Here is a 25,524-nt window from a genome sequence, read left to right on the forward strand (position 1 = left end):
TATAAGTGCAATTTACACCTATCTGTTTTTTATGTCAATACATTTGTTTGAATATAGAAAAAAATAAAATACATACTTGAAGTTTTATTCAGAATATTAGAAAATAGTGAATAGGTTGAATTGTTTCAAAAACGAATAAAGGAGTGTAGGAGAAGTGATTGATCAAAAATTCGATCCACTACAAGCATGGAAAGACGTTTATGACCAGACTGAAACATTTTGGGGAAAAGCGCTTAATGAATCAATCAAAACAGAAGAGTATTCTGCTTGGATGGGAAGCGTTCTAGATTTAAATTTGTTTTATCAGAAGATGTTAAACGATGCAACAAAGGGATATTTAGAAAAAGTGAACATTCCAACCCAAGAAGATATCGCAAGAGTAGCTACGCTTGTTATTAATTTAGAAAATAAGGTTGATAACATCGAGGAATTTTTGGAAGAAAAAGCAGCATCTCTAGGACAATCTCCTACGTTAAAACGTGATGTAACAAAAGTGAAACAGGATATTCAAACATTGGAAAATAAAGTAGATAAAATTTTAGAATTGCTTGAAAAACAAAATGAAGCATTGGCAAAATTGCAAGAACCTGCGAAGGAAGTAGCAAAAGCACCAGTGAAACCAGAAAATAAAAAGTGATAAATAGGCGTCTTATTTACATGTTTCAAAAAGGAAAGGGAGAATCCTTTTTTGAGGCAGTATAATGGCGGAAAATATTATATATGGGGCTTCTTTATATAGGTGTTATATAAGTGCCAATTTGATTCATTATCGTTCACAAATATGTTAAAGGAGGAAAAGAAATGACTCAATTAAATGGTAAAGTAGCAATCGTAACAGGTGGAGCGAAAGGGATTGGAAAAGCGATTACAGTAGCATTAGCAATAGAGGGAGCAAAGGTCGTTATTAACTACAATAGCAGTAAAGAAGCGGCGGAAAATCTAGTGAATGAATTAGGGGCAAAAGGTCATGATGTATATGCAGTTCAGGCAGATGTTTCTAAGCTAGAAGATGCGAAACGTCTTGTAGATGAAGCTGTGAATCATTTTGGTAAAGTAGATATTCTCGTAAATAATGCTGGGATTACAAGAGATCGTACGTTCAAAAAATTAAACCGTGAAGATTGGGAACGCGTAATTGATGTGAACTTAAGTAGTGTATTTAATACAACAAGTGCAGCACTTCCTTACATAACAGAATCTGAAGAGGGAAGAATCATTAGTATTTCTTCTATTATTGGACAGGCTGGTGGATTTGGTCAAACAAACTATTCAGCAGCAAAAGCTGGTATGTTAGGATTTACAAAATCATTAGCGCTAGAGCTTGCGAAAACAAATGTCACAGTGAATGCGATTTGCCCAGGATTTATTGATACGGAAATGGTGGCAGAAGTACCAGAAGACGTTCGTCAAAAAATCGTTTCTAAGATTCCGAAGAAACGTTTTGGACAAGCTGATGAAATTGCAAAAGGTGTTATATACTTGTGCCGTGATGGAGCGTATATCACTGGTCAACAGTTAAATATTAACGGCGGATTATATATGTAATGAAGGACGGAGAAAGTGCATATCCATAGCAGGAGTGCACTTCTTTCTTGAAGAAGGAAATCTATCAAAAAGGAGATAGGAAAATGACTACATTCGTAACAGAATGGGAAAAGCAATTAGAACTATATCCAGAAGAATATCGAAAAGCATATCGTCGTTTTAAAAGAGCAAGTGAAGTTTTACTGCGTGAACCAGAGCCACAAGTTGGTTTAACTCCAAAAGAGGTCATTTGGACGAAAAATAAAACGAAGCTGTATCGTTACATTCCGAAGCAAGAAAAAACACATGGGGTTCCTATTTTATTAATTTATGCGTTAATTAATAAACCATATATTATGGATTTAACACCAGGAAATAGCCTGGTAGAATATTTAGTAGATCGTGGTTTTGATGTGTATATGCTTGATTGGGGTACATTTGGGTTAGAAGATAGTCATTTGAAATTTGATGATTTTGTGTTTGACTACATTGCAAAAGCAGTAAAAAAGGTAATGAGAACTGCAAAATCGGACGAGATTTCCTTACTTGGTTATTGTATGGGTGGTACACTAACATCTATTTATGCGGCGCTTCATCCACATATGCCGATTCGAAACTTGATTTTTATGACAAGCCCATTTGATTTTTCTGAAACAGGATTATATGGTCCATTATTAGATGAAAAGTACTTTAACTTAGATAAAGCGGTAGATACATTCGGAAATATTCCGCCAGAAATGATTGATTTTGGAAATAAAATGTTAAAACCGATTACAAACTTTGTTGGTCCGTATGTGGCTTTACTTGATCGTTCAGAAAATGAGCGCTTCGTAGAAAGCTGGAAGCTCGTTCAAAAGTGGGTTGGAGATGGTATCCCATTCCCAGGTGAATCATACCGACAATGGATTCGCGATTTTTATCAAAATAATAAATTAGTTAAAGGTGAGCTCATCATTCGAGGACAAAAAGTAAAACTTGAAAATATTAAGGCGAATGTTTTAAATATTTCTGCTAAACGTGATCATATCGCATTGCCATGTCAAGTAGAGGCGCTGCTTGATCATATTTCTAGTATAGATAAACAGTATGTATGCTTGCCGACAGGACATATGTCAATTGTATACGGTGGAACAGCTGTAAAACAAACATATCCGACAGTTGGAAACTGGCTTGAGGAACGTTCTAATTGAAGTGAAGCATTGATAGTAGGAATAAAATGAAAAATCCAGGTAGCTTATGCTGACTGGATTTTTTTATGTAAAATAGCAAAGAAATAAAAGGGGGGACATTAAATTTTAGGAGTAGAGTTATGAAATTAACATTAGGGAAGTTATTCTGGAATGAAGAAGCTTGCATGCCTTGTTATCCACAACTAGAAAATGATATGATATGTGATGTATTGATCGTAGGTGGCGGTGAAACAGGTGCTCACATTGTATATTTTTTAACGTTATTAGGCATGAAGGTTATATTGATTGATAAAGGGAAAATTGTAAATGGGAGTACGCTTGCAAGTACAGGAATACTCCAAGTTTCTCATGATAAATCATTAACTTCTTTGATTCATACATTTGGGGAAGTAAAAGGGGTACGAGCTTATCAGCTTTGCTATGAGGCGCTGCGCACATTAGAACAGGTTGTGCCAATGTTAGATATAGATCCTTGTTTTATTCCGAGAAGTAGTCTGTATTACGCAAGTCGAAATGAAGATATTTCATTTCTCCAAGAAGAGTATCGTACATTACAACGTTACGGATTTCCGGTTGCGTATTTTACGGAATCTGACATTAAAAAGCGTTATTCATTTACAAAATCGGCAGCACTATATACAAATAGGGATGCAGAAGTGAATCCGTATTTGTTAGCTCATAGTCTTATACATAAAGCAAATCAACTAGGGGCTTCTATTTTTGAAAATACAGAGGTCCTGCATATTAAGCCTGTTCAAAAAGATTTACTTGCCTATACAAAAACAGGTGAAAAAATTATTGCAAAAGCAGTGATTATGGCGACAGGATATGAAAAAGTATGTGGGAAAAAAGCAGCAAATACAACAGTAGAAACTTCTTATGCTATCGTTACAAGTGAGCAAGAACATTTTAATGGATGGCACGATCAATCATTAATTTGGGAAACTGCTCGGCCGTATTTATATTTTCGTACATATAAGAATCGTATTATTGTAGGTGGCTTGGATGAAGCAATACCAATTCAAAAATTAGGTGATACGAAGTTATTGCATAAACGAGATTTGCTTATTAACATTATACAAGAAATGTTTCCAAATCTTTCAAATGTAAAAGCTGAATATTATTGGGCTGGTGCATTTGGTGGAAGTCATGATGGCCTTCCTATATTGAAAGAAGATAGTAAAACTTCTAATTTGTATTATGCATTACCATACGGAGGAAATGGAACCGTATATGGAATGGTATTTGCAAAACTATTTCAGCAGTTATTTACAAATAAAGAAAATGATGATTTTTCTTTATTTAATCGATAGAAAAAAGGTAGCGAAGTGATGGAATGAGAGATATAAAGAAATTTTTACAAAAGTTACGACCGGTACAGCTTATTGTTTTATTTTATTTGATAGCAGTAATTGTTTCGGTCATTTTATTAAGTTTACCATTTGTCATTAAGCCAGGTGTAAAGTGGACTTTTATAGATGCGTTATTTACATCCGTTAGCGCTGTAAGTGTTACGGGGCTTTCTGTAGTTTCTATTCCAGATACATTTAGTACAGCAGGTGTTATTATCTTAGCCCTTATATTACAATTAGGTGGCTTAGGAATTATGGCACTTGGTACATTTGTTTGGATGATAACAGGCAAGAAAATAGGTTTGCAGCGAAGACGATTAATTATGGCAGACCATAACCAAGGGAATTTATCAGGGCTTGTTGAACTTATGCGATCTATTTTAATTTTGATTATTTCGATAGAAGTGGTTGGTGCCCTTCTCTTAGGAACAAGGTTTTTACTGTATTTCCCAACTTGGCAAGAAGCGTATTTCCACGGTTTTTTTGCCGCTGTTAGTGCAACAACGAACGGCGGATTTGATTTAACAGGACAATCGCTTATCCCGTACCAAAAAGACTATATTGTACAAATCATTCATATGCTTCTTATTATTTTAGGCGCCATTGGATTTCCTGTGCTAATGGAAGTAAAGCAGTATTTGAGTAAGGAAAAACATCAATTGTTTCGTTTTTCATTATTTACAAAATTGACAACAACAACATTTTTCTCCCTTGTTATTGTTGGAACAATCGTTATTTTTTTATTGGAGCGAAATCAATTTTTAATGGGGAAATCCTGGCATGAAACGGTATTTTATACACTGTTTCAATCCGTTACAACGAGAAGTGGCGGATTGGCGACGATGGATATACGGGACTTGTCACAGTCAACACTTTTATTTATGAGCGTTTTAATGTTTATTGGTGCTTCCCCAAGTTCAGTTGGAGGAGGAATTCGTACAACGACATTTGCTGTTAATATTCTTTCTTTATACGCGTTTGCAAAGGGGAATAGAACGGTACGTGTTTTTAAACGCCAATTGCATGAAGAGGATATTTTAAAAGCATCGGTTGTGATGATGATGGGATTTTTATTATGTATGTCAGCGTTATTTATTTTATCAATGACTGAAACTGTACCATTTATGAGCTTAATTGTTGAGGTATGTTCTGCATTTGGAACAACTGGATTATCAACAGGTATTACTGCTGATTTAACAACCATCGGAAAGCTTGTATTAATTGTGCTTATGTTTATTGGTCGTGTCGGTATTTTAACATTTATTTTAGCCAGTGGTGGAAGGGAACAACCGCCGCGCTATAAATATCCGAAAGAGAGAATTATTATTGGATAACATGAAACCATTCTACCGATGAAGGTAGAATGGTTTTTTAATCGTTAATACCAAATTGAGGGTGCATAAATGGATCTTCTGTTCTGTCTGGTTTGTTCTGTAACAACTCTTGATTTTCTTCTGAAATCCATCCGATATCGTTTGTAGGATGAATCCACTCCTTACCAGCCATTATGGCTGGATCGATTTCATCGCTCCAATTGTTAAGTGGGCTATTTTTAGAATTATATTTACTATCTCCGATTACAACACCGTATTGATTAATAAATGGTTGCTGCATTTGTTTTCCTGTTCCTTTGAAGGAAGGGAAATTAATTTGATGAGGAAGTGTTTCATCTAAAATAGGTGAATGAATTTGCTTTTTTTTCTTCAAAGTAATCGTTCCTTCTTTACTATAGTAGGAAAGGTAAATTCCTCGTTCATGTATAGTGTTTCCAAATATCGTTTCTTTGTACTTGTTAACACTTCCCATCAATAATTTTTGGGGATTTTCTCAAACTAACCTAGCAAGTGATAGGCTATTATTAATGAAAGAAGGTACTACCGGATGGTAAAACGAAAAGTAAAACAACATGCAGCAATGAATCATAATAAAACCCCAAAAGAAAGTCTGCCAGATGCAGAATTTGCAGTAGAGTATGAAAATGAAAATCCAGCGAAATATGCAAATCGTAATTCAAAAAACAGTAAGCAAAAATAAAATGAAACTTTAATTAGTGGGGGATTTTTCATCCCCCACTAATTATTAGCCCGTACGAATTGAGCTTTTACGGGCAGCCATACTCCCACCTAACTTCTTTGCGTTTGTTGAATGAGGTGAGAGTCTTACTGCTCGCAAATAGCGGGATAAGTTAGATGTAAGCTTCTTACTATGGCGTTTACAAGGTCTATAGTTCTAGCGTGCTAATGAGGGAAGTACGATATGAAAGTTTTGCGTCAGTGCAAAAAAAATGGACACATTTTTTGGTTTTCTTCATATAATCTATCAATAGAAAAAAAGTTGGCTGAAGGAAAGAAGGGGAAGAGGTGTCAGAACGTTTATATAATAAACTTATATTGTATACAAATATATTACAAAAACTTGGCATTATTACAGAACGAGAAAAGAGTACGATGCTGCAAATGGTAAACAAAAAGGCTCTGTGAAAGAGCTTTTTTTCGTGAAATCTATGCCTAAATTTCAAGTGGAATGGAGAAATCGTATTGACAAAATGTGTTTCCCATGTGATAATTCAATTAAATTTTTGGAATAATCAAAAAATAATTCCTTTACATAAAAATGGCTGAACCATTATCGGGATATTTTTACGGAGGTGACGAAATGTTGTTTTTTTTAAAGAAGTGGAAAGAGTTGAGAGATGTAAAAATGGAATTAGCTCTTCGGGATTGGTTTTATGGTACAAAAATTAGTTTATCTATGCGAACATCACAAGAACCATTAACATTTCTAGTCAATATTGAAGGGAAAGACAAAGGATTATTTGCAGAAGAGGATTTTATTGTAGTAAATAGTATGTGTGAGCCTGTATTTGCAAATGATGAAAAACCAGCAGTTGAATCTTTTATGCATGCGGATATTTATAAAAAAGGTAATGCAGAGTGTATTTTGCAGGTTCAAACTGTAGATAGTCATTTAATATCAGAGTTATATGAAACAGAAGAAGAAGTTACATTTGAAAAACGTACTGTAGAACGTGTTTTTGGAAAAGAAGGAATTACAGAGATTACGATTCCAATTGTAGAAAACGAAAAGAAGTTTGCTGATTTATTAGAGAATCATGTTCCTAATTTTATAGAGGGGGGCGGTGCTGTACTTGTCCATAATTATGGAATGATTGTATGGGGAAAATCACCAGAAGAGACGAAAAAATGGCTAGAAGGGTTAGAGTATTTAATGAATTATCATGTGAAATTATTGATGATTAAAGGAACTAAGAGTTCAGTTATATAAAAGAGCGAATTGTTACAAGAAAACTAATGAAATGAAAGCGTTTTAAAAGTCGTTTCACTCATAAAATATGGGTCTCCTTATTATATATAGATTACATGTCGTCATGTGAGGAGGAACGTATTTTGCGAGTTAAATATCATTTTCTGCCGAAACAACAGGTTATATTTTGTAAAGATAATGATTCGGGGGCACAGGCGTTACAAATTATGAATGAGCAGGGATATAGGGCGATTCCTGTACTTGCAGAAGATGAAAAAACATTTAAAGGGATTATTTATAAAGTAGATATTTTAGAATGTAAATGTAATGAAGGGTTAGATGATGTATGTGTGGAAGATATTGTGAAAAATAAATCTGCATTTATTTTTGAAAAGGATTCTTTTTTTCAAGCTTTTTATGTAATTAGGCGTCTTCCTTTTTTAGCTGTATTGAATGAATATAATGAATTTGTTGGCATTTTAACACATTCTAATATATTTGATGTTATTGAAGATTCATTTGGGATGCAAACAGGTGGATATATAATAACAATTGCGACGCAAGATTGTAAGGGAACGATTAAGGAATTGGGAACGCTACTTAAGTCTTATCATATTGGTGGATTATTTACATTGGACAATGGGGATCGCTATATGCGTCGTGTTATTGTAAATATTGCAGATAACTTAAGTGAAAAAGAATTAGAAACGTTAATTGGAAAAATAGAGAAAAAAGGATTTCGCGTGAGTCATGTAGATTATATATAAATCCAAATGAAAAAACGAACATAAAACCATTCTTTTCAGATGGATGAGAGGACCCGGCCATGTATAGAAGCAGTCAGTGCCTTTTTTAGCCCCATGCCAAGTGAAAACAGAAGGAGAAAATGAGTGAAGGTCTCTGTTTGTTCTTCATAACCATAATTTTGAAAAAATGACATAAAACCATTATTTTTAGGTGGGAGAGAGGATCCGGCCATGTATAGAAGTGGTCAGCCCATCTTCCTGCCCCATGCCAAGTGAAAACAAAGAGAGAAAATGAGTGTAGTTCACTTTTTGTTCTTCCTAGCAGCGGGTTATGTGTCGAAAAATCAAAATGGATATATATAAGATTTAGGAAACAGTATGAAAAATAGAGAGCAGCATATAGCTGCTCTCTATTTTTATCATTTTATCCCTCTAAACAAAGTGAAGGTGGGAGAATTCAATTGGAAACAGGTGGTGGTGAGAGGACAAGATCCGATAAGAAAATAAAGTCTGCGTGTTCACGTACTTTTGGAATAGAGGATTCAATAACGCGAGAAGTAATCTCTCCAGGAGGACCGACATGCCCAATTGCAACTACCACAGGTTTCTCTTGGATTTTTTGTAAAAGTAATTGTGCTTGCTTTGTAATGTGAGATGACGTATAAACATCATCGAAGAATAATTGATTTTCCACAATGGGAACGTCTAATTCTTGACCGATTTTTTGTACTACGCTCTTTGGATTCGTTTTACTATCTAAGTAAAATAGGCCGTGTTTTTTACATACGGATAGTATAATTCGCATAATTCGTTCATCAGCTGTTACTTTGGAACCCATATGATTGTTCATTCCAATTGCATGTGGCACTTCACGGATTGCTTGTTCAATCCGATTTTCAATTTCACGATTACTTAAATCAGTTGTAATGGCTTTCGGACCAAGCCATTCTTTCTTTCCTTTAATCGGTTCCATTGGCATATGAATAATAACTTCATGTCCTTTCTGGTGTGCAGCTACTGCATCTTGTTTTGTAGAGGGAAGGAAGGGCATGACCGCTATAGTAAGTGGTATGGGAAGGGATAGCATTCTTTCTGTTCCTTTCATATTATTTCCAAAGTCATCGATGACAATAGCAATCTTATTTGTATGAGCATACGTTTGAAGAGGGAAAATGACAGCAGATAATGAAATGAAAAAAATGATGATGTGTTTACGCATATAAGAAGTTCCTTTCTCGTTGAGTGATTTGTTATATAGTGAAACTTTAATCAGTGGGGAAATCCCTGTTCATTAGAGTTTTACTTTTTCTAATCAAATAAAATTGCTGCTTTTGTTAGGCAGATGGAAACGCAAATCATAATTATGATTTGCTTTTTTTATATAAATTAAACGAGAAAAATGTCGAAGGGATACATAAAATAAAAATTAAAAAGTAGAGTTTATCTGCTGTTTATAAAAAATAACATGAAAAAAATGTCTATTATTGCGAATGTATTTACAAAGATAGAATAATTTGTAATAATTCTCAAAGTGAGGATAAAGATTTGTAAATTACAGGGAGAAAATGTTAGAATTTCTGAGGATTCAAATACAGATACAATATGCATTTGTGCGTATGGAGTAAAAATAAAGTAGAGAGTATGGAAGAATGATGAGGGGGATATGGATGTTTACAGCAAAACGGAAGTACACAATGGAAAAACTTTCGCGTGATATTCATATGAAACGTGAAGAAATGATTCATTTAGGTTTAACAAACGGATTAAATAGTAAGGAAACCATTCAAGTGAGTCAAGAATTGGACAGGCTGATTTTACAGTATCAACGCTATAAAGAGCAACAAACATCAAGATGGTCAGCATTTATAAAGATACCTTTTTTTCAAATAGAATATGAAGGGAAATCAAGTGCTTTTTGGAAAATGTTTGTAACTGCATTTATGAAATAAACATAATTACCCTCCGTAGAGAAGGATAATTATGTTAAATCTAATGGAAGCTTTATATGGACAGTGGATCCTTTATTTTCCTCGCTATCAATCATAATTTGTCCATCATACATTTCTAGAATTCGTTTGCATATGACAAGGCCAAGACCTGTTCCGGTATCTTTATTGGTAAAGAACGGATGAAAGAGGTGTTTTTGAATATGCTTTGGAATACCTTTTCCAGTGTCGATAATGTGTAATTGTGCGTGCTTGTTATTACTGGTTATTTGAATCGTTAATATGTCACCAGATGACATAGCTTCAATTGCATTTTTTGTAATATTTAAAACCACTTGTTTCATATGATCTTTTGAACAACGGATATGAACAGGATGGTCTGGTAACTGCAAGGTAAATGTAATATTATGCAAATTCGCTTCTGATTGAACAATTAATGCTACCTCTTTAATAATATCTCTTACATCATACTTTTTTTCAATAATCGCTGTCGGTTTACCGAGAATAAGAAATTCGCTAACAATCTCATTGATACGCTCTATTTCTTGTTCAATAATAGAAAAATAAAATTGGTCTTGTTCTTGTTTGTGTTTCTCTTTTAAAAGTGTAACGAGACCTTTAATTCCAGTCAGTGGATTACGGATTTCGTGAGCTGTACTAGCTGCGAAAGCACCAACTAATTCAACTTTTTGTATTTCATTTTGTTGTCTTTCTAATTTCGTTTGTCGTTTTAGCAAAATATATTGAACGAGTAAAAGTAAAATTGTCATTAAAAATAAAGTCACGATACACTCTACCATAACCGTTTTGTATAAGGTTGTCTTATCAATAGGTAATGGAGAAACAGAGATTTTCCAATTTAAATTTTGTAGTGGAGTAGAAAGCATGTTAGTATGTTGTTCAGCCGATTCGTTATTATCATCTGTTAAAAAGGTTACACCGTGTTGATCAGTTACTTCGAAATGATATTGCGGTTTAATAGCATTTAAAGTAGAAAATATATAATCAAAACGTAAACTAGCTAATAATAAGCCGGCAGTTTGTTTATTTTCTGTGAAGATTGGTGTGGCAATCATAATCGCTTGGTGTCCAAGAACACGATCTGTAATGACAGATGATACAGTTGTTTTTGTAGATTCAAAGGCTTCTAGTATATAGTTTCGATCTGCGACAGAAATTATCTCGTTCAAGCCTTCTGATGCTGCGGTGATTAAGCCATCCTTATTTGTGTAATATAGTCCGGAAAAACGTTTTTCTTTTTCATCAGTTTCCTGTAATATTTGCTGAATGCCGTTTGTATTTCCTGTTTCGGTATGTACGACCATAGCAAGCATCTCTAAAGCAGAAATGGCTTGACCAATATGATGAGCTAAGTAGTCTCTATATAAAAATAAAACGGTATGAGCAGCTTGTTTGTTTTCTTTTTTCATTTGGTACGTGTGATAAGAATAAAACGTCAAACCAATTCCTAGCGTGGGTAATATCACAAGTAATACATATATAGTTACGCTGCGTAATTTCCCGTTCAAAATGATTACTCCTTCTTTTTTTAGTATCATTATATATAAACTATGTTAAAATTGTCATGTTTTTATTTAATGTGTGATTAGTATATAGGAAAGAATAGAACTAAAAAGTGATTGAGCAATCACTCGGAGGTTAAGGATAAACTATTACTAGCTATTTTACTTTATCAGTAACGTTTTACTTGATAGATGGGCGCGCATTTTTATGAATTTAAATGAAGGGTTGAAATCGTATGAAATTGAAGGATGAGCGAGAAGATGTTTCTCAATCTTTAAAATTGTTTATTGCACTATCCCGTGTACACCGCTTTGTTATGGATACTACAAATAAATCGATACAAAGTAATGGACTAAATCCAACTGAATTTGCTGTGTTAGAATTACTATATCATAAAGGAAGCCAGCCGCTTCAACAAATTGGAGAGCGTATTTTAATCGCAAGTGGAAGTATTACTTATGTTGTTGATAAATTAGAAAAAAAGGGGCTTGTGAAACGAACTCCATGTCCGAATGATCGCCGTGTTATATATGCACAATTAACAGGAGAAGGAGAGGAGTTTATCGCTTCTATATTTCCAAATCATGAAAAAGTTATACATAATTCCTTTGAACTGTTAACAAAAGATGAAAAAGGTGACTTGTTATCTTTACTGAAAAAAGTTGGAAAATATGAAAAATGATATATGGTAAATACAAGTTGAAAAAACAACAAGAAATCTTCTTTTTCTGATGGAAGAGAACAGCTAGCCATTACTTTATATGTTGGAAATGAACAACGAGAGGAATGATATGTTGAGAAAATAAAATGAATGTATATCACATATGAAAAAACTTTTGATGTAAAATGGTCAAAGGCTTTTTTGTGTATCTTGTTATTGATTTGCAGGTGAAAGTTTTACTTTATTTTATATCTACATAGGTAGCGTTCATTGACAGCTCTCTAAGAAGTATAGAAGGAGATTTAGAAAAGGAAATGGAATTATAGTAAAGATACATATAAGCAGAAGGAGGCATATTCATGTCATTTCAGAACTATGAATATAAACGTCCAAATACGGAAGAATTACAAGAAAAATTTACTGCGGCTTTAGAGCAGTTTGAGAATGCAAAAACAGTAGAAGAGCAAAAGCAAGTGGTTGGTGTAATTAATGAGATTCGCAATGATTTTGGTACAATGGGAAATATTTGTTACATTCGCCACTCTGTTGATACAACAGATGTATTTTATAAGGAAGAACAAGATTTCTTTGATGAATATTCTCCGATTGTACAAGGCTATACAACGAAATATTATAAAGCATTGATAAACTCTCCGTTTCGTGATGAACTGGAAGCTTATTATGGGAAACAGTTATTTGCTTTAGCAGAAAGTGACTTGAAAACATATTCAGATGAAATCGTGAAAGATTTGCAATTAGAAAATAAATTATCCTCACAATATACACAGCTTTTAGCGGCAGCAAAAATTGATTTTGAAGGAGAAGAGCGAACGTTATCACAGCTAGGACCTTTTATGCAACATACAGATAGAGATATGCGTAAAAGAGCAAATGAAGCTTATTATGGTTTTTTAGAGAATCATGAAGAAGAACTAGACCGGATTTACGATGATCTTGTAAAAGTAAGAACGAAGATTGCTAAAGTACTGGGCTTTCAAAATTTTGTTGAACTTGGTTATGCGAGAATGTACCGGACAGACTATAATGCGGAAATGGTAGCAAATTATCGGAAACAAGTATTAGAGTACATCGTTCCAGTTGCAACAGAGTTACGAAATAGACAAAAGGCACGTATCGGTGTCGAAAAACTAGCTTATTATGATGAAAGTTTTGAATATGCAACAGGTAATCCGACTCCAAAGGGAGATGCAGATTGGATTATTAATCATGGAAAAACGATGTATAAAGAATTATCAGCAGAAACAGATGAGTTTTTCAATTTTATGTTAGAAAATGACTTGTTAGATTTAATTGCGAAAAAAGGAAAAGCTGGCGGTGGATATTGTACATATATTGAAAATTATAAAGCTCCGTTTATTTTCTCTAACTTTAATGGTACATCAGGTGATATTGATGTATTAACACATGAAGCGGGCCATGCGTTCCAAGTATACGAGAGCCGGAAGTTTGAAATTCCAGAATATAATTGGCCAACGTATGAAGCTTGTGAAATTCATTCTATGAGTATGGAATTTTTCACCTGGCCATGGATGAAATTATTCTTTGAAGAAGATGCGGATAAATATTATTTCTCACATTTAAGTTCAGCACTTCTATTTTTACCATATGGTGTATCTGTTGATGAATATCAACATTATGTGTATGAAAATCCAGAAGCATCACCAGAGGAGCGTAAATCAGCGTGGCGTAACATTGAAAGAAAGTACCTACCACACCGAGATTACGAAAACAATGATTATTTAGAACGGGGTGGCTTCTGGCAACGCCAAGGGCATATTTATAGTTCGCCTTTCTATTATATTGATTATACATTGGCTCAAATTTGTGCACTGCAATTTTGGAAGCGAGCAAGAGACAATAGACAAGAGGCTTGGGAAGACTATGTGAACCTTTGTCAGCAGGGAGGAAGTAAATCTTTCCTAGATTTAGTAGAGGTAGCAAATTTAACATCACCATTTGTTGATGGATGTGTACAAAGTGTAATTAATGAGATTCAAGCGTGGTTACATGCAGTAGATGACACAAAATTGTAAAAATACCTCTCTATTTTTATGTATTTTGCAATCGACACATTCATAAAATAATGAGATAATATAAGAAAATTCAGATTTATTTGAAGGGGTGTTTCTAAATGAGAAACGCCTCTTTTTACCAAAAAAGAGGGGGGAGAATTATGCTTCAATCAAATACGAATGTTAGTTTGGAAAACGTATTGCAATCATTACAAATAACGAGAAACACACTATTATCAGAAATTGAGATGTTAAATGATACGGAAGTGAATGTAAAACCGCGTCGTGATAAATGGAGTATCATTCAAATTTTACATCACTTGCATCTAATTGAACAATCAGTTACTTCATCCCTTGTATACGCTTTGCAAAAAAAGGAGAGAAAAGTAGTTCCGCTCAAAGATCTCCAACTTACTCTTGATCGAACATATAAACGAGAGGCTCCTCAACAAATGCAACCAACAGAAACATTAATGAAAAAACAGCAAGGGATTCAATTACTTGAACATTCGCGTGCAGAATTGTTGCATACACTGCATAGTATTATAGATGAAAAGGAATTATTCGAAAATTCTTTAAAACACGCTGTGTTTCAGGAACTTAATCTATATCAATGGATTCAATTCCTTGATTTACATGAACAGCGTCATCTTACACAATTAAAAGAAGCAAAATATGCGATTTTGCAAAGATAAGAAAAATTTATTATTCATATGGAAATGATGTTTAATGATGAAAAGAAGCGAGATAGTAGTCAGCTCGCTTCTTTTTTTCGTTCTCTCTTTAAAGATTTAGAAAAAGAAGCTGGCGGAGATAAACCACTTATGCAATCCAGATTTGTCAGGAATAGTTGTCTGAAGAAGATAAAGAAAAGGGATTGATGCATATTTTTATCTCTTATTTTGGAATAATACATACAGAAAGTATACGAAGGAGTTGAAAATATGTCACACAAAAAGAAAGAGCAAGAGCGCAGCTGGAAGGCACGAAAAGAAAATCAAAAACCACATGGGAAAGTAAAAACGTTTGCAGAACTTGTGGATGAAACGGAAAAAACGTGATGAAATCTTCATCACGTTTTTTGTATGAGTAGGAAATTAACTTCATTATCAAAAACAGAAAAATCAGAAGTTTCCCCGTGAGATATACAGTATGTTACAATATGTGATGTCAATGAAAGAAGAAATTCCATGTATATCATGGGAGAGGTTCGTGAACTCCCTCTATAAAAAACTATTGAAACAACAATATCCTTAGGTATTGTTTTGTTTTTTTATTGTGACAGTTCAAGAACGTTCTTTCTTCTTATTCGTATTAGAGAAGGAGAATGAGTGAGATGAAAAAAGAAAAAGCAGTTGTTGTTTTTAGCGGTGGTCAAGATAGTACAACATGTTTATTTTGGGCAATGCAGCAGTTTGCAGAAGTAGAAGCGGTGACGTTTAATTATAACCAACGTCATAAGTTAGAAATTGATTGTGCAGCTGCTATTGCGAAAGAGCTAGGAATTAAACATACAGTACTTGATATGAGTTTATTAAATCAACTTGCTCCAAATGCGCTAACGAGAACGGATATGGAAATTACACATGAAGAAGGTGAATTGCCATCGACATTTGTAGAAGGACGGAATTTACTGTTCCTATCATTCGCAGCCGTGTTAGCAAAACAAGTTGGAGCACGTCATATTGTAACGGGTGTATGTGAAACAGATTTTAGCGGCTATCCTGATTGCCGTGATGTATTTGTAAAATCGTTAAACGTTACTTTAAACTTATCTATGGATTATCCATTTGTTATTCATACACCACTTATGTGGATTGATAAAGCAGACACATGGAAATTGTCAGATGAACTAGGTGCATTCGAGTTTGTTAGAGAAAAAACATTAACATGTTATAACGGAATAATCGGCGATGGCTGCGGTGAATGTCCAGCTTGTAAACTTCGTAAAGCAGGTTTAGATACGTATTTACAAGAACGCGAAGGGACGAATGTATAATGGAACAGAATTTTTTTGGATTTCGCATTGTAGAAAACTTACAAAAAGTGGACAAGGACATTCAGCGTGAACAACTGAAATATCATAATAAACGAGTGATGGTAAGTAAAGAATTTACATTTGATGCAGCACACCATTTGCACTGTTATGAAGGGAAATGTAAAAATTTACATGGTCACACGTATAAAGTTGTTTTTGGGATTAGTGGCTATGTAAATGAGATTGGACTTGCTATTGACTTTGGAGATATAAAAGAAATTTGGAAAAATGAAATAGAAATTTATTTAGATCATCGTTATTTAAATGAGACGTTACCAGCGATGAATACAACGGCTGAAAATATGGTCGTTTGGATTTATGAAAAGATGACTGAAGCACTTGCAAAAGAAGAACGCGTCCGTGAATATAAAGGAGCACGCGTTGAATTTGTTCGTCTATTTGAAACTCCAACAAGTTATGCGGAAGTAAGACGGGAGTGGATGATCGGTGAGTAAAATTCCTGTTTTGGAAATTTTCGGACCGACCATTCAAGGTGAAGGAATGGTTGTTGGACAAAAGACGATGTTCATTCGTACAGCAGGTTGTGACTATAGTTGTGCGTGGTGCGATTCTTCCTTTACATGGGATGGATCAGCGAAAGAGCAAATTCGGCAAATGACACCAGAAGAAATTTGGAATGAACTTGTTAAAATTGGTGGAGAAAACTTTTCGCACGTAACCATTTCAGGTGGGAATCCGGTGTTGCTAAAACATATGGCGGATTTTCTAAAGTTATTAAAAGAAAAGCAGATCCGTACAGCAATTGAGACGCAAGGAAGTAAATGGCAAGAATGGTTGCTTCATATTGATGAAATTACAATTTCGCCAAAGCCACCAAGTTCACAAATGAAAACAGATTTTATTATGTTAGATTCTGTTATTGAAAAATTAGTAGGAAAAGAGTTTAGTTTAAAAGTAGTCGTGTTTGATGATCGTGACTTTGAATATGCAATAAAGGTGCATGAACGTTATCCGTACGTACCATTTTTCTTACAAGTTGGGAATGATGATACAAAAACGGTAGATGATGCAATGCTTATTAAAAGTTTACTACAAAAATATGAATGGCTTATCGAAAAAGCTGTTCAGTGTAAAGAGATGAATGATGCAAAAGTGTTACCGCAGCTCCATGCATTAGTATGGGGAAATAAACGAGGCGTATAAACAACTTTTACGAATTCAACTGAAGGGATGTATAAAAAATGACAGGAAGATTAGACGAAGATTTAAAAGATGTAACGTTACTTGGAAATCAAAATACAAAATATTTATTTGAATATAGTCCGGAAATTTTAGAGACATTTGATAATAATCATCCAAACCGTGATTATTTTGTAAAATTCAACTGTCCTGAGTTTACAAGCTTATGTCCAAAAACAGGGCAACCAGATTTTGCAACGATTTATATTAGCTATATTCCAGAACAAAAAATGGTTGAAAGCAAGTCTTTAAAGTTATATTTATTTAGTTTCCGTAATCATGGAGACTTTCATGAAGATTGTATGAATGTTATCATGAACGACTTAATTAAATTAATGGACCCACGTTATATTGAAGTGTGGGGGAAATTTACGCCACGTGGCGGTATTTCAATTGATCCATATTGTAACTACGGTCGTCCTGGTACGAAATACGAGCAAATGGCTGAATATCGTATGATGAATCACGATTTATACCCTGAAACAATCGATAATCGTTAATGAAAAAGGATCTGTATGTAATGATACAGATCCTTTTTTTCTATTATATTATGCATGTTGATTAATAACTTTATAGTTCTTATGATTTACAACTGTAAGAGGTTCCATATCTAGTTCTCTGAAATTTTCCATAATTGTTATATCGACAATAACGGAGTTTTTATTTACTTTTTGAACACGGCCTTGCATTCCACCTTTAAATTCGATAATATCTCCAGCTTCTGCGATTTTCATAAGCAACTCTCCTTGTTACAGTTTTGCTAAAAAAGAACAAATGTAGTCTTTTTTATTTCCCTTTATTTTGAACTATATTCCCTTATTTGTAAATGTTTCCATGAAAAATTTCCGGAAAAATAGTCATTTTTTGTAAAAATCGTATAAATGTATTTCCATATTTAGGGGGATATCGTGAATAAAAAGTTTTTATATTACAATATAAGAGTATAATGAAATGGGGGCGGTAAAATGACATTTGAAATTGTCGGAAGTTGTATAGTGCTTTTTTTATTTATATTTTCATATAAAGAGTTAAAGGTTATACGGATGCGTGAGACAAGTACATATTTTGATGGGATAGATGGCGTGCATGCTTCTATGATTCATGAGAGCGGGGCGGATATGTAAGGAAGTATAACTTTCTTCTTCTCCATGGTATGATGAAAAGAAGAAAATACACATAATCATATAAGTGATGAGCGGTGAATGGAGAGTGAAAAAGATGCGAATTTCTTTTATTCGTCACGGTCGCTTACGTAATGTTACAGAATCAATGACAGTATCATCGTTTCACAAATGGATAGAGGAATATGATGTAGCTAGTATGGAAAAAAGGACAGATATACCAATTGAGACAATTGAAGCAATCGAATCGGCAAAGCTGATTGTAACGAGCGATCAAACACGTGCGGTACAGTCAGCAGCAAAATTAATGGGTTCGCTTTCTTTTATACAAAGTGCTCTTTTTCGAGAGGCGGAAGTACCGTCTAGCTTTTATGTTCCACCCTGGGTGAAGTGCAGACCTGAAGTATGGACATTTATTGGTCGCACATTATGGGTGGTTGGATATTCTAAAGGTGTTGAGTCTTGTCGTGAAGCGCAAGGAAGGGCAAAGCAAGCGACTGATATGTTAGTTGGGTATGCATGCGTACATGGGCATATTGCACTCATCGGGCATAGTTATTTTAATACGATGATTGGGGCTGAACTGCGTGCTAGAGGATGGTCTGGTCCTCCCATTTTTCATAGGAAACCATGGAGTTGTACAGAATATACTTTTCACGAGGCGATGAACGGAAATATATTGAACACCAATTTAACATAAAAGCACACGATTACAATGAAGAATCGTGTGCTTTTTTTAGAAATGGAAGCTTTTTAAGAAACGAAAGCCTTTTTATATAGTGGCTTCACTAAATGAGCATATGGCTCTCCAACAAGCATAACAGTTTTATCCTCTTGGTAACCAAGTTTTTTATATAAAGAGAAAGCGCGCTTGTTTTCTAAATTTACAAGTAATGCAATTTTCTCATAGCCTTTTTCATAGGCGTCATTTTCCGCTGCTTGAATTAGCTTTGAACCGATCCCACGTCCGCCATAAGCGCTTGAAACGGATAATGTGTCAATATAGTATTCATCGAGTTCAGCTTCTTTTTCTAGCATAATAGATGAATCTTGATGGAGTTTTCGTAAGTGGTTTACAATTGGAGTATCTAGTCGTTCTGCGTGACCGCCATGGTAGGCTACGATAATCCCAACTGCTTGTCCATCTAGTTCTTCAACGAAACAGTTCTCAAAGCTAAGTCGATTTCCTTTTTTTGAAAACCAAGTTTCAAGTCCTGTTAAAACTTCTGTTTCTGTCTTCCCACCTGTGATTTTTTCAGCAATTTCGTGCAGAGCGTTGTACAATAAAGGAGATATTGCTTTCGCGTCTGTCTTTTTTGCTTTCCGAATCATATTATCCCTCCTAGTTGTCATTCTTATTGTAACATAAAATAAAATTTCAACCAGTGATTCATCAATTTCTTGAATTTTATAGATAAGCTTGAACATCGAATAGATTTAGTATAAGGAAACTGTTATGGTGGTATACGGTATTTCCTGTGCATGTAAGAAATTTAACATTGTCGACTTGTGAAAGATAAGATAAAATATTGCAAAGAGGTGAAATACATGGATCAACAATTAGCAAATACAATTTTAGATCAACTGAAAAGTGGAGAGATAGAAGAGTATGTTGTAACAAAAGATGTATTTTATACGTTTCGTGAGGTTGTAGTCAATCGAGAAGATTTTAAACATTTCAGCGGAAATGCACAGCGCGGCGGAAAAATTATTTATACATATACAGAAACACCGCGATCTTAATAGAAGAAAAAGTGGAGGAGAATGATGGGGGAATTTAAGCAAGGCATTTTACCACATTGGGATTACATGTGGAAAGATGGCGCGGGAAATCGCTTTGTAGGAATGGTTCTGTTTCCAGAGAAACGGAAACGTACGAAAGAAGTGATAGAAAAATTGAAAGTAGCATATGAGCAAGAAATCCAAATTCAAGCAACTGTAAAATTTCAGCATATGAATCAATATGTAGCGGGAATGGTTGTATATTTCGATGAAGAGGCGCCAGTATTTACAATGCAGGACAAAGACGAAAATTTTCATCATTTATTTATAAAGGATATTGTACGTGTTGAACATCGCAAATGAGTGATCCTCTATGTATAGTTTTTTTCATTTTCATTATATGAATGAATAAAATGGTGTGCTATAATAATATTTTTTATTGTGTAACAAAAAAGAAAGGATATGTATTCTTTCATAAACATTTACTCCATGAGGGAGGAAATTTCTTGCTTGTGTGATGTAAATAATGTGTAGCCGGTTTCGAACAGATTCCCTCGTAGATTCTGTTCTTTTTTATGTGATGCTGGAGAAATATATTTCTCCAGCATTTATTGTTTTTTGACAAAATATAATGAGAACATTTTTATAAATATGGTTAAATTCGTTGACAATTTTTTTGCAAAGCACTTTATTGACATGAGTTTTAGAATGTTGTTTCATAGTCTTTGTATTGAAAAAAACGACTCGTCATGTCGAAAAGTAAAAGTTTAAAAAAGAAAGAATTTATACATATATCTTGTGTCTTATTTTGAAACGTAATACAATATATAGGGAAAGCATGATTCGGCATCAAGATATAAAAGGAAGAAAGGGAGGGTCGGAGATGTTAATTGCATATGATTCTATGACGGGAAACGTGAAGCGTTTCATTCACAAATTAAATATGCCGGCCGTTCAAATTAATGAGGATTTAGTAGTAGACGAAGATTTTGTTCTTATTACGTATACAACAGGTTTTGGAAATGTGCCAGAACGTGTTTTAGAATTTTTAGAACGCAATAATGCAAATTTAAAAGGCGTATCTGCAAGTGGCAATCGCAACTGGGGAGATATGTTCGGAGCAAGTGCAGATAAAATCTCATCCAGATACGAAGTACCTATTGTATCAAAATTCGAGTTATCTGGAACAAATAAAGATGTAGAATATTTTAAAGAAAGGGTGCGGGAGATTGCGACACATTGAACTGAATAATGAAATCACGCAAATGCAAGATGGTTTCTATCAACTTCATAAAGATAAAGAAGCATTAGAGGTCTTTATGGAAGAAGCGAGAGAGAATACCGTTCATTTTGATAGCGTGGCAGAACGAATTAAGTATATGGATGAACACGATTATTATTACAACGTTCTGGACGAGTATAAATTGGAGGAAGTAGAAGAAGTATACAACGTTGCATACGGTGAAAACTTCGAGTTCCAATCTTATATGGCGGCATCTAAGTTTTATAAGGATTATGCGTTAAAAACAAATGATCAAAAACAATACTTAGAAAGCTACGAAGATCGCGTTTCAATTGTGTCATTATACTTAGGACGCGGTGATGTTAACAAAGCAAAACAATTTGCAAGCATGATCGTAAAACAAAACTACCAACCAGCGACACCAACCTTTTTAAATGCGGGAAGAAGCAGAAGAGGAGAAATGGTGTCTTGTTTCTTGTTAGAGATGGATGATAGCTTAAATTCGATCGGATTTAATATTAATACGGCGATGCAGTTATCAAAAATTGGTGGCGGAGTAGCTTTAAACCTATCTAAGCTACGCGCACGTGGTGAGCAAATTAAAGGCATTGATAACGCGGCAAGTGGTGTTGTACCAGTTATGAAATTGCTTGAAGATTCGTTTTCGTATGCGAATCAGTTGGGACAACGAAAAGGTGCCGGTGCAGTATATTTAAACATTTTCCATTGGGATATTATAGAGTTTTTGGATTAATTGGTAGTCCCTCTATACAGTAATGTATATGAGAAAACCTTGTGAACCTAGCCAATAGGGTGTCGCATTAGCGGCTAACGGTATCAGTTGAATAAGGGGAGAAGAAAAAGAACCCACGAAGAAGCTGACTAAGAGAGCCTACGGTCCATTTTATGTGGATAGCAGGTAATACCGTGCCAAGCTTGATAGAAATGCTTTTTATCAATTCTTTCGAGAAGGTGTAGAGACTATCGAACGCACGTCAATAGACGAAAGCTAGTAGAGTAGGCTGGAAATAGGCACCAGTCGAAGTGCAAGGCAACCAGTTACAGGTTGATGATATAGTCCAACCTTCATAGAAATATGAAGATAAGTTGACCAAAAAAATCAATGCCGACGAGAAGAGCCGTATTCAGTCTCTGTCAATCGGTATTATCGTTCCAAGTAAGTTCTTTGAGCTTGCTGAGAAAAACGAACCGTTCCATGTTTTCGCACCTTACACAGTATATAAAGAGTACGGAAAACATTTAGATGATATAGATATCGATGAAATGTACGATGAACTAATGAGCAATCCGAAAGTGAAGAAGAAGCCGCTTGATATTAGTGCGCGTGATATGCTCATTAAAATTGCAATGATTCAGCTTGAGTCTGGTTATCCATACTTAATGTTTAAATCAAATGCGAACAAGCAGCATCCGTTAAAGGATATTGGAACTGTGAAGATGTCGAACTTGTGTTAACTATGTAGCACCTTCTAGTAGAAATGCTAGTCGAAAACTCCGTTAAACGGGGAAAGCCTCGATGAGAGGTAACCTACCGTGCTAAATCTTATCTTAGAATGGATCGTATAAGAGTCAGAGAGTATCTTATTATTTTGTATAGTGCATAGATTACAGAACAACATAAAATAATAAGAGACTTTCTGAAAGATCGAGATAAGTAAAAGCCTAACGACTATCCCATTGGGGAGTAGGGCGCAAGCGATTGGCGTTCGAAAAGCGGAGCACCTAATCAGGTTATGCTGTAGGTGATGATATAGTCTGTCCTGTATGGCGACATGCAGCAGTTGTGTAAGCAACGGGCTGAGCGTAGCAACCTCAGTTGAACATTAGAGACCGAAATCTTCCAGTTACAAGAAACATCCGAAATTAACGACTACGGTACAGATGATATTATTCGTCGTGATATTAACTGTAACTTAGGATCATTAAACATTGTAAATGTAATGGAGAATAAAGAAATTCGTGAAGCAGTTCATGCAGGAATGGAAGCTTTAACAGCTGTTTCTGATATGACTGTCATTCCAAACGCACCAACTGTGAAAAAAGCGAATGATGAGCTTCATTCCGTTGGGCTTGGGGCTATGAACTTGCATGGATATTTAGCGAAAAATAAAATTGCTTATGAAAGTGCAGAAGCGAAAGAGTTTGTTCGTACATTCTTTATGATGTTAAACTACTACTCGATTGAAAAGAGTATGGGGATTGCAAAAGAAAAGGGCGAAACATTTAAAGACTTCGATAAGTCTGATTATGCAAACGGCACATACTTTGAAAAGTATGAAACGACAGATTATAGCCCTGAAACAGAGAAAGTGCAAAAACTATTTGAAGGAATCTATATTCCAACGAAAGAAGATTGGACAAGTCTAAAGGAACAGGTGCAGAAGCACGGGTTATACAACTCATATAGATTGGCCATCGCTCCGACACAATCGATCAGTTACGTGCAAAATGCGACTTCAAGCGTAATGCCGATCGTAAGTCAAATTGAATCAAGAACGTATGCAAATGCAACAACATATTATCCAATGCCGTATTTATCAAAAGATACATTCTGGTATTATAAATCTTCTTACGATATGAATCAGTTTAAATTAATTGATTTAATCGCAGAAATCCAAGAGCATATTGACCAAGGAATTAGTACAATTCTGTATGTAAATAGTGATATTTCTACTCGTGAATTAGCACGTTATTACATTTATGCGCATAAAAAAGGATTAAAAAGCCTGTATTATACAAGAACGCGTAAGTTAAGCGTGGAAGAATGTGTAGCTTGTACGGTTTGATGCAAACTAAAATTGATTCATATACAAAATAAAGAGTAAGACATCATGAGCAGGGTTTTTCTGACCCTGCTCATGCTTAGTTATAAAATTTAAGACGTCTAACAAGCGGTTAAGTTTTCATTACAAACTGAAAGCTTTACCGCTTGTTAGAAGAGCTTATTGATAGAGAAGGGGCGATTCAATGCGCGCGGTAAACTGGAATAAAAAAGAAGATGATTTTAGTTTAATGTTTTGGAAGCAAAACATTGCTCAGTTTTGGACAGAAGAAGAAATCGCAGTATCTTCTGATAAAAATACTTGGGCGCAATTATCAAAAGAAGAGCAAATTGCTTATAAGCGTGTGCTAGGAGGATTAACACTTCTAGATACAAAACAAGGCGGAGAAGGGATGCCGCTTGTACTTGTTCATCTTGAGAACCTGCAAGCAAAAAGTGTATTAGCTTTCATGGGTGCGATGGAAGAAGTACATGCGAAGAGTTACAGTCATATCTTCACAACACTTGCAACAGAAGAAGAGATTGATGAGATCTTTGAATGGGTCGATAGTCATCCACTACTTGAGAAAAAAGCAGGTATTATTACAGGTTACTATCGTCGTTTACTAAAGCCACAAGTAACGAAAAAGGAATTATACATGGCTATGGTAGCAAGTGTATTTTTAGAAAGTTACTTGTTCTATAGTGGTTTCTTCTATCCGCTATATTTAGCAGGGCAAGGGAAATTGACTGCAAGTGGTGAAATTATTAACTTAATAATTCGCGACGAAAGCATTCACGGCGTATTCGTCGGTATTTTAGCACAACAAATCTTCGCCGAGCTTTCTGCAGAAGAACAACAAGAAGTGCAAAAAGAAACACAAGAATTATTAGTGGAACTGTATGAAATTGAAACTGCCTATACAGAAGAAATTTATACATCTATCGGTCTTGTCGAAGATGTAAATCGCTTTGTTCGTTACAACGCGAATAAAGGGCTTATGAACTTAGGATTAGAACCACGCTTTGAAGAAGAAGAAATTAACCCAATCGTATTAAACGGTTTACGTACAGATACGAAAAACCATGATTTCTTCTCTGTAAAAGGAAACGGGTATGTAAAAGCAACGAATGTTGAAAAGTTATCAGACGATGATTTCGCATTTGATTTTTAATAA

At 34.8% G+C, this 25,524-nt stretch carries 29 protein-coding genes, 2 pseudogenes and 1 riboswitch; of the genes and pseudogenes, 26 read left to right on the forward strand and 5 right to left on the reverse strand.

Going from position 1 to position 25,524, the window contains the following annotated elements; translation table 11 throughout:
* Window positions 1-154: 154 nt before the first annotated feature.
* From phaR to ACX5JI_RS10305, 5 genes are all read left to right on the forward strand, one after another.
* Window positions 155-637, forward strand: a complete 483-nt coding sequence (gene phaR, locus ACX5JI_RS10285; RefSeq protein WP_459500934.1) for a polyhydroxyalkanoic acid synthase subunit PhaR — start codon at window positions 155-157, stop codon at window positions 635-637.
* Between the two features lie 164 nt (window positions 638-801).
* Window positions 802-1,545, forward strand: coding sequence for an acetoacetyl-CoA reductase (locus ACX5JI_RS10290; protein ID WP_459500935.1), 744 nt, complete (start codon window positions 802-804; stop codon window positions 1,543-1,545).
* An 83-nt stretch (window positions 1,546-1,628) separates the two neighbouring features.
* Window positions 1,629-2,714 (forward strand): class III poly(R)-hydroxyalkanoic acid synthase subunit PhaC, encoded by a 1,086-nt coding sequence (gene phaC / locus ACX5JI_RS10295; protein ID WP_459500936.1) that lies wholly within the window; start codon window positions 1,629-1,631, stop codon window positions 2,712-2,714.
* 119 nt (window positions 2,715-2,833) lie between these two features.
* Window positions 2,834-4,027: an NAD(P)/FAD-dependent oxidoreductase gene (locus tag ACX5JI_RS10300; RefSeq protein WP_459500937.1), complete on the forward strand. Its 1,194-nt coding sequence runs from the start codon at window positions 2,834-2,836 to the stop codon at window positions 4,025-4,027.
* Window positions 4,028-4,050: 23 nt separating this feature from the next.
* Entirely contained in the window at window positions 4,051-5,400 is a 1,350-nt protein-coding gene (locus ACX5JI_RS10305) for a TrkH family potassium uptake protein (RefSeq protein ID WP_459500938.1), read from the forward strand.
* A gap of 37 nt (window positions 5,401-5,437) precedes the next feature.
* On the opposite strand, the gene ACX5JI_RS10310 is transcribed toward ACX5JI_RS10305, so the two are convergent.
* Window positions 5,438-5,773: a DUF3905 domain-containing protein gene (locus tag ACX5JI_RS10310; RefSeq protein WP_459500939.1), complete on the reverse strand. Its 336-nt coding sequence runs from the start codon at window positions 5,771-5,773 to the stop codon at window positions 5,438-5,440.
* 174 nt (window positions 5,774-5,947) lie between these two features.
* Here ACX5JI_RS10310 and ykzP point away from each other — a divergent pair, with 174 nt between their 5' ends.
* From ykzP to cbpA, 3 genes are all read left to right on the forward strand, one after another.
* Window positions 5,948-6,100 (forward strand): protein YkzP, encoded by a 153-nt coding sequence (gene ykzP, locus ACX5JI_RS10315; RefSeq protein WP_459500940.1) that lies wholly within the window; start codon window positions 5,948-5,950, stop codon window positions 6,098-6,100.
* Window positions 6,101-6,721: 621 nt separating this feature from the next.
* Window positions 6,722-7,351 carry a class II aldolase/adducin family protein gene (locus tag ACX5JI_RS10320; protein ID WP_459500941.1) on the forward strand — a complete coding sequence of 210 codons (630 nt, stop codon included), beginning with the start codon at window positions 6,722-6,724 and terminating at the stop codon, window positions 7,349-7,351.
* Window positions 7,352-7,473: 122 nt separating this feature from the next.
* A complete protein-coding gene (gene cbpA / locus ACX5JI_RS10325; RefSeq protein WP_459500942.1) occupies window positions 7,474-8,097 on the forward strand; it encodes a cyclic di-AMP binding protein CbpA in 624 nt (207 codons plus the stop codon).
* Between the two features lie 436 nt (window positions 8,098-8,533).
* Here cbpA and ACX5JI_RS10330 read toward each other — a convergent pair whose 3' ends face one another.
* Window positions 8,534-9,295, reverse strand: coding sequence for a divergent polysaccharide deacetylase family protein (locus ACX5JI_RS10330; RefSeq protein ID WP_459500943.1), 762 nt, complete (start codon window positions 9,293-9,295; stop codon window positions 8,534-8,536).
* A gap of 448 nt (window positions 9,296-9,743) precedes the next feature.
* On the opposite strand from ACX5JI_RS10330, the gene ACX5JI_RS10335 reads away from it, so the two are divergent.
* A complete protein-coding gene (locus ACX5JI_RS10335) occupies window positions 9,744-10,025 on the forward strand; it encodes a Spo0E family sporulation regulatory protein-aspartic acid phosphatase (RefSeq protein ID WP_459500944.1) in 282 nt (93 codons plus the stop codon).
* A 29-nt stretch (window positions 10,026-10,054) separates the two neighbouring features.
* Here ACX5JI_RS10335 and ACX5JI_RS10340 read toward each other — a convergent pair whose 3' ends face one another.
* Complete coding sequence (locus ACX5JI_RS10340; protein WP_459500945.1) at window positions 10,055-11,551, reverse strand: DUF3149 domain-containing protein; 1,497 nt, start codon at window positions 11,549-11,551, stop codon at window positions 10,055-10,057.
* A 230-nt stretch (window positions 11,552-11,781) separates the two neighbouring features.
* On the opposite strand from ACX5JI_RS10340, the gene ACX5JI_RS10345 reads away from it, so the two are divergent.
* The 8 genes from ACX5JI_RS10345 to queF all read left to right on the forward strand — a co-directional run bounded on the left by ACX5JI_RS10345 (window position 11,782) and on the right by queF (window position 17,978).
* Window positions 11,782-12,228, forward strand: a complete 447-nt coding sequence (locus tag ACX5JI_RS10345; RefSeq protein WP_459500946.1) for a MarR family winged helix-turn-helix transcriptional regulator — start codon at window positions 11,782-11,784, stop codon at window positions 12,226-12,228.
* 338 nt (window positions 12,229-12,566) lie between these two features.
* A complete protein-coding gene (locus tag ACX5JI_RS10350; RefSeq protein ID WP_459500947.1) occupies window positions 12,567-14,261 on the forward strand; it encodes a M3 family oligoendopeptidase in 1,695 nt (564 codons plus the stop codon).
* Between the two features lie 140 nt (window positions 14,262-14,401).
* A complete protein-coding gene (locus ACX5JI_RS10355; protein WP_459500948.1) occupies window positions 14,402-14,935 on the forward strand; it encodes a DinB family protein in 534 nt (177 codons plus the stop codon).
* A gap of 249 nt (window positions 14,936-15,184) precedes the next feature.
* Window positions 15,185-15,301 (forward strand): DUF6254 family protein, encoded by a 117-nt coding sequence (locus tag ACX5JI_RS10360; RefSeq protein WP_000018497.1) that lies wholly within the window; start codon window positions 15,185-15,187, stop codon window positions 15,299-15,301.
* 138 nt (window positions 15,302-15,439) lie between these two features.
* Window positions 15,440-15,483, forward strand: a riboswitch (PreQ1 riboswitch).
* A 93-nt stretch (window positions 15,484-15,576) separates the two neighbouring features.
* A complete protein-coding gene (queC, locus tag ACX5JI_RS10365) occupies window positions 15,577-16,239 on the forward strand; it encodes a 7-cyano-7-deazaguanine synthase QueC (RefSeq protein ID WP_459500949.1) in 663 nt (220 codons plus the stop codon).
* On the forward strand, window positions 16,239-16,733 hold the full coding sequence (gene queD, locus ACX5JI_RS10370) for a 6-carboxytetrahydropterin synthase QueD (RefSeq protein ID WP_459500950.1): 495 nt from the start codon (window positions 16,239-16,241) through the stop codon (window positions 16,731-16,733). The genes queC and queD overlap by 1 nt, the downstream gene beginning before the upstream one ends.
* On the forward strand, window positions 16,726-17,442 hold the full coding sequence (gene queE / locus ACX5JI_RS10375) for a 7-carboxy-7-deazaguanine synthase QueE (RefSeq protein WP_459500951.1): 717 nt from the start codon (window positions 16,726-16,728) through the stop codon (window positions 17,440-17,442). The genes queD and queE overlap by 8 nt, the downstream gene beginning before the upstream one ends.
* Before the next feature lie 38 nt (window positions 17,443-17,480).
* Complete coding sequence (gene queF / locus ACX5JI_RS10380) at window positions 17,481-17,978, forward strand: preQ(1) synthase (protein WP_000147751.1); 498 nt, start codon at window positions 17,481-17,483, stop codon at window positions 17,976-17,978.
* A gap of 48 nt (window positions 17,979-18,026) precedes the next feature.
* On the opposite strand, the gene ACX5JI_RS10385 is transcribed toward queF, so the two are convergent.
* A complete protein-coding gene (locus tag ACX5JI_RS10385) occupies window positions 18,027-18,212 on the reverse strand; it encodes a YkvS family protein (protein ID WP_459500952.1) in 186 nt (61 codons plus the stop codon).
* A gap of 231 nt (window positions 18,213-18,443) precedes the next feature.
* Between ACX5JI_RS10385 and ACX5JI_RS10390 the strand changes: the two genes are divergently transcribed.
* Together ACX5JI_RS10390 and ACX5JI_RS10395 are read left to right on the forward strand one after the other, a co-directional pair.
* Complete coding sequence (locus ACX5JI_RS10390; protein ID WP_459500953.1) at window positions 18,444-18,602, forward strand: hypothetical protein; 159 nt, start codon at window positions 18,444-18,446, stop codon at window positions 18,600-18,602.
* 94 nt (window positions 18,603-18,696) lie between these two features.
* Window positions 18,697-19,299, forward strand: coding sequence for a histidine phosphatase family protein (locus ACX5JI_RS10395; protein WP_459500954.1), 603 nt, complete (start codon window positions 18,697-18,699; stop codon window positions 19,297-19,299).
* A gap of 53 nt (window positions 19,300-19,352) precedes the next feature.
* Here the strand turns inward: ACX5JI_RS10395 and ACX5JI_RS10400 are convergent, their stop codons facing one another.
* On the reverse strand, window positions 19,353-19,931 hold the full coding sequence (locus ACX5JI_RS10400; RefSeq protein WP_459500955.1) for a GNAT family N-acetyltransferase: 579 nt from the start codon (window positions 19,929-19,931) through the stop codon (window positions 19,353-19,355).
* A gap of 216 nt (window positions 19,932-20,147) precedes the next feature.
* Here ACX5JI_RS10400 and ykzS point away from each other — a divergent pair, with 216 nt between their 5' ends.
* The 7 genes and pseudogenes from ykzS to nrdF all read left to right on the forward strand — a co-directional run bounded on the left by ykzS (window position 20,148) and on the right by nrdF (window position 25,521).
* Window positions 20,148-20,342 (forward strand): protein YkzS, encoded by a 195-nt coding sequence (gene ykzS / locus ACX5JI_RS10405; protein WP_459500956.1) that lies wholly within the window; start codon window positions 20,148-20,150, stop codon window positions 20,340-20,342.
* Window positions 20,343-20,366: 24 nt separating this feature from the next.
* A complete protein-coding gene (locus ACX5JI_RS10410; RefSeq protein ID WP_459500957.1) occupies window positions 20,367-20,684 on the forward strand; it encodes a hypothetical protein in 318 nt (105 codons plus the stop codon).
* A gap of 520 nt (window positions 20,685-21,204) precedes the next feature.
* Entirely contained in the window at window positions 21,205-21,564 is a 360-nt protein-coding gene (gene nrdI / locus ACX5JI_RS10415; RefSeq protein WP_459500958.1) for a class Ib ribonucleoside-diphosphate reductase assembly flavoprotein NrdI, read from the forward strand.
* A pseudogene (locus ACX5JI_RS10420) lies at window positions 21,551-22,315 on the forward strand (ribonucleotide reductase barrel domain-containing protein); the annotation flags it as partial. The gene nrdI and the pseudogene ACX5JI_RS10420, both read left to right, overlap by 14 nt.
* A gap of 359 nt (window positions 22,316-22,674) precedes the next feature.
* Window positions 22,675-23,037 (forward strand): annotated as a pseudogene (locus ACX5JI_RS10425) (ribonucleotide reductase barrel domain-containing protein); the annotation flags it as partial.
* A 383-nt stretch (window positions 23,038-23,420) separates the two neighbouring features.
* On the forward strand, window positions 23,421-24,371 hold the full coding sequence (locus ACX5JI_RS10430) for a ribonucleotide reductase barrel domain-containing protein (RefSeq protein ID WP_459501070.1): 951 nt from the start codon (window positions 23,421-23,423) through the stop codon (window positions 24,369-24,371).
* Between the two features lie 181 nt (window positions 24,372-24,552).
* A complete protein-coding gene (gene nrdF / locus ACX5JI_RS10435) occupies window positions 24,553-25,521 on the forward strand; it encodes a class 1b ribonucleoside-diphosphate reductase subunit beta (protein WP_459500959.1) in 969 nt (322 codons plus the stop codon).
* Window positions 25,522-25,524 lie beyond the last annotated feature (3 nt).

The organism is Bacillus sp. C1, from assembly GCF_054570475.1.

Excerpts from the sequence above, each read along its gene's own strand:
- ACX5JI_RS10300 (WP_459500937.1), top strand. The coding sequence starts at position 2,834 with ATGAAATTAACATTAGGGAAGTTATTCTGGAATGAAGAAGCTTGCATG.
- queD (WP_459500950.1), top strand. The coding sequence starts at position 16,239 with ATGGAACAGAATTTTTTTGGATTTCGCATTGTAGAAAACTTACAAAAA.
- ACX5JI_RS10385 (WP_459500952.1), bottom strand. The coding sequence starts at position 18,212 with ATGAAAATCGCAGAAGCTGGAGATATTATCGAATTTAAAGGTGGAATG.
- ACX5JI_RS10335 (WP_459500944.1), top strand. The coding sequence starts at position 9,744 with ATGTTTACAGCAAAACGGAAGTACACAATGGAAAAACTTTCGCGTGAT.
- ACX5JI_RS10320 (WP_459500941.1), top strand. The coding sequence starts at position 6,722 with ATGTTGTTTTTTTTAAAGAAGTGGAAAGAGTTGAGAGATGTAAAAATG.
- nrdF (WP_459500959.1), top strand. The coding sequence starts at position 24,553 with ATGCGCGCGGTAAACTGGAATAAAAAAGAAGATGATTTTAGTTTAATG.
- ACX5JI_RS10290 (WP_459500935.1), top strand. The coding sequence starts at position 802 with ATGACTCAATTAAATGGTAAAGTAGCAATCGTAACAGGTGGAGCGAAA.
- ACX5JI_RS10400 (WP_459500955.1), bottom strand. The coding sequence starts at position 19,931 with ATGATTCGGAAAGCAAAAAAGACAGACGCGAAAGCAATATCTCCTTTA.
- ACX5JI_RS10390 (WP_459500953.1), top strand. The coding sequence starts at position 18,444 with ATGACATTTGAAATTGTCGGAAGTTGTATAGTGCTTTTTTTATTTATA.
- ACX5JI_RS10410 (WP_459500957.1), top strand. The coding sequence starts at position 20,367 with ATGGGGGAATTTAAGCAAGGCATTTTACCACATTGGGATTACATGTGG.
- queC (WP_459500949.1), top strand. The coding sequence starts at position 15,577 with ATGAAAAAAGAAAAAGCAGTTGTTGTTTTTAGCGGTGGTCAAGATAGT.
- ACX5JI_RS10360 (WP_000018497.1), top strand. The coding sequence starts at position 15,185 with ATGTCACACAAAAAGAAAGAGCAAGAGCGCAGCTGGAAGGCACGAAAA.
- queF (WP_000147751.1), top strand. The coding sequence starts at position 17,481 with ATGACAGGAAGATTAGACGAAGATTTAAAAGATGTAACGTTACTTGGA.
- phaC (WP_459500936.1), top strand. The coding sequence starts at position 1,629 with ATGACTACATTCGTAACAGAATGGGAAAAGCAATTAGAACTATATCCA.
- ACX5JI_RS10355 (WP_459500948.1), top strand. The coding sequence starts at position 14,402 with ATGCTTCAATCAAATACGAATGTTAGTTTGGAAAACGTATTGCAATCA.
- ACX5JI_RS10345 (WP_459500946.1), top strand. The coding sequence starts at position 11,782 with ATGAAATTGAAGGATGAGCGAGAAGATGTTTCTCAATCTTTAAAATTG.
- ACX5JI_RS10350 (WP_459500947.1), top strand. The coding sequence starts at position 12,567 with ATGTCATTTCAGAACTATGAATATAAACGTCCAAATACGGAAGAATTA.
- ACX5JI_RS10330 (WP_459500943.1), bottom strand. The coding sequence starts at position 9,295 with ATGCGTAAACACATCATCATTTTTTTCATTTCATTATCTGCTGTCATT.
- ACX5JI_RS10395 (WP_459500954.1), top strand. The coding sequence starts at position 18,697 with ATGCGAATTTCTTTTATTCGTCACGGTCGCTTACGTAATGTTACAGAA.
- ykzS (WP_459500956.1), top strand. The coding sequence starts at position 20,148 with ATGGATCAACAATTAGCAAATACAATTTTAGATCAACTGAAAAGTGGA.
- ACX5JI_RS10305 (WP_459500938.1), top strand. The coding sequence starts at position 4,051 with ATGAGAGATATAAAGAAATTTTTACAAAAGTTACGACCGGTACAGCTT.
- ykzP (WP_459500940.1), top strand. The coding sequence starts at position 5,948 with ATGGTAAAACGAAAAGTAAAACAACATGCAGCAATGAATCATAATAAA.
- nrdI (WP_459500958.1), top strand. The coding sequence starts at position 21,205 with ATGTTAATTGCATATGATTCTATGACGGGAAACGTGAAGCGTTTCATT.